Genomic DNA, 7,398 nt, shown 5'->3' on the forward strand with positions numbered 1-7,398 from the left:
GCCGTAGTGCCCGGGGTCGCGCCGCCCCAGCGAAGCCAGATTCGGCCCGTGCAGCACCAGCACCAGCGGCCCCTCCCCCGTCCTCGGATAGGCCTTCACCGCGGCACCTCGGCCAGGGAACGGATGGCCTCGACCAGGACCCGGCGGTCGGGGGCGGGGACGACCTCGGGCTCACCAAGGCGGCGCAGCAGGACCAGGCGCAGGCCGCCGCGGTGCTTCTTGTCGGTGGCCATGGCGGCCAGGACCCGGTCCGGGTCGAGCTCGACCCCGCCGACAGGCAGGCCGAGGGCGGCCAGCAGCTCGACGTGCCCGGCGGCCAGCCCCGGCCGGGCCAGCCCGACCGCCTCGGCCACCCGGGCCGCGAACACCATCCCCAGCGCCACCGCCTCCCCGTGCCGCAGCCCCCGGTACCCGGCCAGCCGCTCCAGGGCGTGGCCCAGGGTGTGCCCGTAGTTCAGCATCAGGCGGCCGACCCGGCCGTCGCCGCCCTCCTCGTGCTCGTCGGCGCCGACCACGGCCGCCTTGACCCGGACCGCCCCCTCGACCAGGGGGGCGAGGGCCACCGGGTCGGCGGCCACGGCCGGCCCGGCGGAGCGGGCCAGGGCCTCGGCCAGGGCGGGGTCGCCGGCCAGCCCGGCCTTGGCCACCTCGGCCAGGCCGGAGCGGACCTCGGCCGCCGGCAGGCCGGCCAGGGTGTCCAGGTCGGCCACCACGGCCACCGGCTGGTGGAAGGCGCCGACCAGGTTCTTGCCGGCGTCCAGGTCGACCCCGGTCTTGCCCCCGACGGCGGCGTCGACCATGCCGAGCACGGTCGTGGGCACGTTGACCAGCGGCACCCCGCGCAGCCAGGTGGCGGCCGCGAACCCGGCGGTGTCGGTGGTGGCGCCGCCGCCGACGGCCACCACCGGGTCGGCCCGGCGGGTCGGGACCGCGGCCAGCCGCTCGTACAGCCCGGCCACCACCTCCAGCCGCTTGGCCGCCTCCCCCGCCGGCACCTCCAGCCGGTGGACGGCCAGGCCACGCCGGGCCAGGGCGTCGGCGACCCGCCCGGCCATGGCGGCCACCGGTGGGGCGGCGACCACGGCCGCCGCCCCGGCCCCCGGGAACGGCGGCAGCAGGTCGTCGAGCCGGTCCAGCAGCCCGCCGCCGATGAGGACGGGGTAGCCGCCCCCGCCGGTGGGGACGAGGACCCTCGCCGGCAGGACGCTCCCGGGCCGATCCGGCGTCAAGGAACCGCACCGCCTGCCGGCTGGGCCGTTGTCACCGGCCGGCCATGGCCCCGACCCGGCGGCGGTACCACTCCATGACCTCCACGGCGACCTGCTCCACGTTGAGCCGGTCGGTGTCGATGGCCACGTCGCCGGCCGTCTCGTAGATCGGCCCGCGGGCCACCAGCAGGTCGCGGATGCGGCCGGCCCGGTCGGCGGTGTCGCCGAGCAGCGGCCGGTCGGTGACCCCGGTCAGGCGGCCGGCCAGGGTCTCGGGCGTGGCCCGCAGGTAGACCAGCAGCCCGGCCTGCTTGAGGGCGGTGCGGTTCTCGGCCGAGAGCACGGCGCCGCCGCCGACCGCGATCACCCGGCCAGGCACCGAGATGGCCCGGTCGATGGCGGCCATCTCGCGGCGGCGGAAGCTCAGCTCGCCCTCGCGCTGGAACAGCTCGGCGATGGTCATGCGGGCGGCCCGCTCGATCATCAGGTCGGTGTCGACGAACTCGCGGCCGAGGGCCCGGGCGATCAGCCGGCCGACCGAGGTCTTGCCGACCCCCATGAAGCCGATGACCACGATGGTTGGCAGGATCGGGCGCATGCCGGCAAGCCTAACAGCCCGGGGCGTGCAGGACCGAGCCGGCGTCCGGAGGCTGACGGCGCGGCTGTCCGGCGGCTGACAGCCCAGGCCGGGCGGGGGCGGGGACCATGGCCGGGTCAGGCTCACCGACGCCGGGGGAGGTCAGGTCATGCGCCGGTTCCTGCTGCTCGTGTTCTTCTCCTGCACCGCCCTGTCCGTCGCCTTCTCGCTGTGGCCGCGCCAGCTCGGCGGCGTCCTCGCCCTGTTCGGGCAGGACGCGGTCGTCAACCGCGGGGTCGCGGCGACGGTCCTGGTGGTGCTGACCATGCTGCTGCTGGCTCTGCGGGTCCGGCTGTGGCGGTCCGAGCGGGACCTGGCCAGGATCCGGCGCGGCCTGGCCCAGCCGCCCGCCTCCCCCTACGCCCCGGCGCCCTGGGGGCCGGTGGAATCCTGGGGGCCGGCGGCGCCCTGGGGGTCGAGGCCGCTCAGGTAGGCGTCGAGGTTGCGGCGGACCTCGGCCAGGGAGTCGCCGCCCGTCTTCTCCAGCAGGGCGTCGGCCAGGACCAGGGCGACCACCGCCTCCCCGACCACGCCGGCCGCCGGGACGGCGGTCACGTCCGAGCGCTGCACCACCGCCTTGGCCTTGGACCCGGTGGCCACGTCCACGGTGTCCAGGGCCCGGACCAGGGTCGACAGCGGCTTCATGGCCGCCCGGACCCGCAGGGCCTCGCCGGTCGACATGCCGCCCTCGATCCCCCCGGCCCGCCCCGTCCGCCGCCGCAGGGTGCCGGGGCGGGCCCCGGGGACGATGGCGTCGTGGGCCCTCGACCCGGGCCGGGCGGCGCCGGCGAAGCCGTCGCCGACCTCGACCCCCTTGATGGCCTGGATGCTCATGAGGACCCCGGCCAGGCGGGCGTCGAGCTTGCGGTCCCACTGGACGTACGACCCGAGGCCGGGGGGCAGGCCGTGGACGACCACCTCGAACACCCCGCCGAGGGTGTCGCCGGCCGCCTTGGCCGCGTCGACCGCGGCCGCCATCCGGCCCTCGGCCTCCCCGTCCAGGCAGCGGACGGGCGAGGCGTCGATCTCCTCCAGGTCGGCCAGGGTGGGCAGGGCCCGCGAGCGGGTGGCCGCCGGCCCGAGCCGGACCACGTGGCTGACCACCCCCACCCCGACCTGGCCGAGCAGGGCCTTGGCGGCCGCCCCGGCGGCCACCCGGGCCGCGGTCTCGCGGGCGCTGGCCCGCTCCAGCACCGGCCGGGCCTCGGCGAAGCCGTACTTCTGCATGCCGGTCAGGTCGGCGTGGCCGGGCCGCGGCCGGGTCAGGGGCACGCCCTTGCCCGTCCGGGCCGCCTCCGGGTCGGCCACCGGGTCGGGGCTCATCACCTCGGTCCACTTGGGCCACTCGCTGTTGGCGATGCGCACGGCCAGGGGCGAGCCCAGGGTGCGGCCGTGGCGCAGCCCCCCCAGCACCTCCAGCCGGTCCTCCTCGAAGCGCATGCGCTTGCCGCGCCCGTAGCCGAGCCGCCGGCGGGCCAGCTCGCGGGCGATCTCCTCGGAGGTCAGGGGCACGCCCGCGGGCAGCCCCTCGACCACGGCGACCAGGGCCGGCCCGTGCGACTCCCCGGCGGTGAGATAGCGCAGCATCGCCCGGGATGCTAGCGCGATCAGGCAGGCAGCCCTGGTTCAGGCGCCGATCAGGCTGCGCGCGTACCAGGCGGCCACGTCCGCGCCGGCCAGGACGCCGAGCAGGGCGCCGGTGACCAGCCAGGGGCCGAAGGGCAGCAGGGACTTGCGGGTGAGGCCGAGCAGGCCGATCGCGGCCAGACCGGCCAGGCCGCCGAGCAGGAAGCCGGCGAAGACTCCGAAGGCCACCGCGCCCCACGACAGCCAGCCGAGGGCCAGCCCGAGGGTCGGGGCCAGCTTGACGTCGCCCAGGCCCATGCCCCGGGGGGAGATCAGGGCCAGGGCAAGGAAGAAGCCGCCCACGGCCAGGGCGGCGAGCAGCCCCCTGGCCAGCCGGCCCAGGTCGCCGAGGCCCACGCTGGCCAGCAGCAGCAGGCCCAGGATGACCGGGAAGGCCGGGTAGGTGATCCGGTTGGGCAGCAGGCGGGTGCGGGCGTCGATCACGGCCAGGACCACGCAGACGAAGGCCAGGGCCAGGTAGGCGGGGACCGCCCAGCCGAGCCCGGCGGCGACCAGCCGCAGGGTGATGACCGCCCACAGCAGGCCCATCGCCAGCTCGACCACCGGGTAGCTCCAGGAGATGGACGCCCGGCACGACCGGCAGCGGCCCCCCAGCAGCAGCCAGCCGAGCACCGGCAGGTTGGCCCGCCAGGCCATGGGCGCCCCGCAGGCCGGGCAGCGCGCGGCCGGCCCGACGATGGACTCGCCCCGCGGCACCCGGCGGATGACCACGTTGGCGAAGGAGCCGACGGCCAGCCCGGCCAGCCCGGCCAGGAGCGCGGCGAGTTGCGGGCTCATGGGCGGAGCCTACCGCCTGGTCGCCCGGGCGGCCGCCGGCCGTCCCCGGACGCGGGCAGGGGGCGCGCACCGGGCGGCTCGAACAGCCGGAGGTTGGACGGCCCCCCGCCGGGGGGTAGCATTTAGGCATGCCTCATAACGCTGCCACCGGCGGGCTGGCCGTCGAGGGCCTGGCCAAGGCCTTCGCCGGGACGACGGTGCTGGACGGGGCCGGGCTCCGGGTCCCGGCCGGCCGGGTGGTGGCCCTGCTCGGCCCCAGCGGCTGCGGCAAGACCACCCTGCTGCGCTGCATCGCCGGGCTGGAGCGGCCCGACGCCGGCGAGGTCCGCCTCGACGGCCGGCCCCTGTCGGCCCCCGGGACCTTCGTGCCGCCGGAGCGGCGCCGGATCGGGATGGTGTTCCAGGACGGCGCCCTGTTCCCCCACCTGAGCGTGGCCGGCAACGTCGGCTACGGCCTGTCCCGGTCCGAGCGCCGCGGCTCCCGGGTGCAGGAGGCGCTGGCCCTGGTCGACCTGGCCGGCTTCGGCGAGCGCATGCCGGCCAGCCTGTCCGGCGGCCAGGCCCAGCGGGTCGCGCTGGCCCGGGCGCTGGTCACCCGGCCGTCGGTGCTGCTGCTGGACGAGCCGTTCTCCAACCTGGACACCAGCTTGAGGATCCAGATCCGGGCCGAGGTGCAGCGGCTGCTGGCCGACCTCGGGGTCACGGCCGTGTTCGTCACCCACGACCAGGAGGAGGCGTTCGTGGTCGGCGACGAGGTGGCGGTGATGCTGGCCGGCACCGTCGTGCAGCAGGCCGCCCCGGCCGAGCTGTACCGGGCGCCCGCCTCCCGGGCCGTGGCCGGCTTCCTCGGCGACGCCAACCTGCTCCCGGGGGTGGCCGCGGCCGGGCTGGCCGACACCGCCATCGGGCGGGTCCCGCTCCGGACCGAGCTCGGCGGCGACGTCGAGGTGCTGCTCCGGCCCGAGCAGCTCCGGGTCAGCGTCGGCGACGCCGCCACCGTCCTCGCGGTCCAGTACTTCGGCCACGACGCCGTCTACCTGGCCCGCCTCCCCGGCGGGGCCGACCTGCGCGTGCGCGTCCTCGACGCCCCCGAGTTCGGCCCCGGCGACACCGTCGACCTCGACTACGTGGGCGGCCCGACGGTCGGCTACCCGCGCGCCACCGCTGGCTGAGCCGGCCGACCTGATCGTCCTCGGCGCCGGGCCGGCCGGGGTCGGCGCCGCCTACCGCACGGCCCGGGCCGGGCACCGGGTGGTGGTGCTGGAACGGGCGCCCGGTCCCGGCGGCGCCGCCGCCAGCTTCGAGCTGGACGGGATCCGGGTCGACCACGGCAGCCACCGGCTGCACCCGGCGATCGAGCCCCGCATCCTCGACGACCTGCGCGGCCTGCTCGGCGACGACCTGCAGCGGCGCCCCCGCAACGGTCGCATCTACCTGGAGGGCCGCTGGATCCGGTTCCCGCTCCGCCCGGCCGACCTGGCCAGGCGCCTGCCGCCGTCGTTCGCGGCCGGCGCGGCCGCCGACGCCGCCACCGCCTGGGCCCGCAGGCCCCGGGCCGACACCTTCGCCGAGACCCTCCGGGCCGGGCTGGGCCCGACCATGTGCCGGCGCTTCTACTTCCCGTACGCCCGCAAGCTGTGGGGTCTCGACCCCAGCGAGCTGGCCGGCGAGCAGGCCCGCCGCCGGGTGTCGGCCGGCTCCCCGGGGCGGCTGCTGGCCCGGGTGGCCCGCGGCGCCGGCCGCTCCGGCGCCTGGTTCTGGTACCCCAGGGGCGGGTTCGGCCAGATCTGCGAGCGGCTGGCCGCGGCCGCCGCCGACGCCGGGGCCGAGCTGCGCTACGGCACGGCGGCCGAGCGGGTCGAGCTCGGCCCGGACGGGGCCGCCGTCACCCTGGCCGGGGGCGAGCGGCTGGAGGCCCGGCGGGTCTGGTCGACCGTCCCCCTCCCCACCCTGGCCAGGATGACCACCCCGGCCCCGCCGCCGGCGGTGCTGGAGGCGGCCGGCCAGCTCGGCTTCCGGGCCATGCTGCTCGTCTACCTGGTCCTGGACGGCGGCCGCTACAGCCCCTATGACGCCCACTACCTGCCCGACCCCGGCACCCCGGTGACGCGGGTGTCGGAGCCGGCCAACTACCGCGACGGCGACGACCCCCCGGGGCGGACCGTGCTCTGCGCCGAGCTGCCCTGCTCACGCGACGGCGAGCTCTGGCGGGCCGGCAACGACCGCCTGGCCGGCCTCGTCCGGGCCGCCCTGGCCGACCGCGGCCTCCCCGACCCCGGCCCGGCCCGCCGGGTCGCGGTCCGCCGCCTCCCCAACGTCTACCCGGTCTACCGGGTCGGCTACGCCACCCCGTTCCAGGCCCTCGACGCCTGGGCGGCCGCCCAGCCGGCCCTGCTCAGCTTCGGCCGCCTCGGCCTGTTCGTCCACGACAACAGCCACCACGCCCTGGCCATGGCCTGGGCCGCCGCCGACGCCCTGGCCCCCGACGGCACCTTCGACCACGCCGCCTGGGCCGCCGCCCGCCAGGCCTTCACCACCCACGTGGTCGAGGACTAGTCGACCGGCTCCGCCGGTCGAAGCCAGTAGCTCGTCGGCCGAAGGCCGACTCCACGCCGTCGTCGGGTTGAGCTGGCGCCAGACCGCGGGGACGACCTTGCCGAGGTAGCGGAGGGGGCGGACAAACGAACGGCCCGAGGTGCGGAACTGGTAGCCGATCGGGACCTCCAGGTAGCGGTAGCCCTTGGCCAGGAGGTCGAGGGTGAGGACCTGGGCGTAGTTGTAGTCGTGGGCGATCTCGGCGGCGGCGGCGGCCGGGCCGGACAGGGCGCGGAAGCCGCTCTGGCCGTCGCCGATGGGGGCCCGGGCGACGTAGCGGAGCAGGCCGGTGAGGGCCAGGTTGCCGAGGCGGCGCTGGGGCAGCATGCGGCGGATCTCGCCGGCGAAGCGGGAGCCGACGACGTAGTCGGCCCGGCCCTCGAGGATGGGGGCGACCAGCCGCTCCAGCTCGGCCGGGTCGTACTCGCGGTCGGCGTCGCAGAACGCGACCGCGGCCGCGCCCCGCTCGGTGGCGGCGGCCAGCCCCCGGCGGACGGCCGCGCCCAGGCCACGGTTGACGGCCACCGAGAGGAC

General features: G+C 77.5%; 7 protein-coding genes and 1 pseudogene. 3 read left to right on the forward strand and 5 right to left on the reverse strand.

The window, feature by feature from the left end:
- Nucleotides 1–95 precede the first annotated feature (95 nt).
- Nucleotides 96–1,202, reverse strand: a complete 1,107-nt coding sequence (locus VF468_29795; protein ID HEX5882480.1) for a 3-dehydroquinate synthase family protein — start codon at nucleotides 1,200–1,202, stop codon at nucleotides 96–98.
- A gap of 58 nt (nucleotides 1,203–1,260) precedes the next feature.
- Nucleotides 1,261–1,806, reverse strand: a complete 546-nt coding sequence (locus VF468_29800; GenBank protein ID HEX5882481.1) for a shikimate kinase — start codon at nucleotides 1,804–1,806, stop codon at nucleotides 1,261–1,263.
- Between the two features lie 148 nt (nucleotides 1,807–1,954).
- Between VF468_29800 and VF468_29805 the strand changes: the two genes are divergently transcribed.
- Entirely contained in the window at nucleotides 1,955–2,278 is a 324-nt protein-coding gene (locus VF468_29805; protein ID HEX5882482.1) for a hypothetical protein, read from the forward strand.
- Here the strand turns inward: VF468_29805 and aroC are convergent.
- Both aroC and VF468_29815 read right to left on the reverse strand, forming a co-directional pair.
- Nucleotides 2,203–3,432: a chorismate synthase gene (gene aroC / locus VF468_29810; protein HEX5882483.1), complete on the reverse strand. Its 1,230-nt coding sequence runs from the start codon at nucleotides 3,430–3,432 to the stop codon at nucleotides 2,203–2,205. The genes VF468_29805 and aroC overlap by 76 nt on opposite strands.
- 39 nt (nucleotides 3,433–3,471) lie before the next feature.
- Entirely contained in the window at nucleotides 3,472–4,269 is a 798-nt protein-coding gene (locus tag VF468_29815) for a prepilin peptidase (GenBank protein ID HEX5882484.1), read from the reverse strand.
- A 128-nt stretch (nucleotides 4,270–4,397) separates the two neighbouring features.
- Here VF468_29815 and VF468_29820 point away from each other — a divergent pair, with 128 nt between their 5' ends.
- Together VF468_29820 and VF468_29825 are read left to right on the forward strand one after the other, a co-directional pair.
- Entirely contained in the window at nucleotides 4,398–5,441 is a 1,044-nt protein-coding gene (locus VF468_29820; GenBank protein HEX5882485.1) for an ABC transporter ATP-binding protein, read from the forward strand.
- 13 nt (nucleotides 5,442–5,454) lie between these two features.
- The gene (locus tag VF468_29825; protein ID HEX5882486.1) at nucleotides 5,455–6,825 is read left to right on the forward strand and encodes an FAD-dependent oxidoreductase; all 1,371 of its coding nucleotides are present in this window, start codon (nucleotides 5,455–5,457) and stop codon (nucleotides 6,823–6,825) included.
- 414 nt (nucleotides 6,826–7,239) lie between these two features.
- Here VF468_29825 and VF468_29830 read toward each other — a convergent pair.
- Nucleotides 7,240–7,389, reverse strand: a pseudogene (locus VF468_29830) (glycosyltransferase).
- Nucleotides 7,390–7,398: the final 9 nt, after the last annotated feature.

It is taken from the genome of Actinomycetota bacterium, from assembly GCA_036280995.1.
Taxonomy (GTDB): domain Bacteria; phylum Actinomycetota; class CALGFH01; order CALGFH01; family CALGFH01; genus CALGFH01.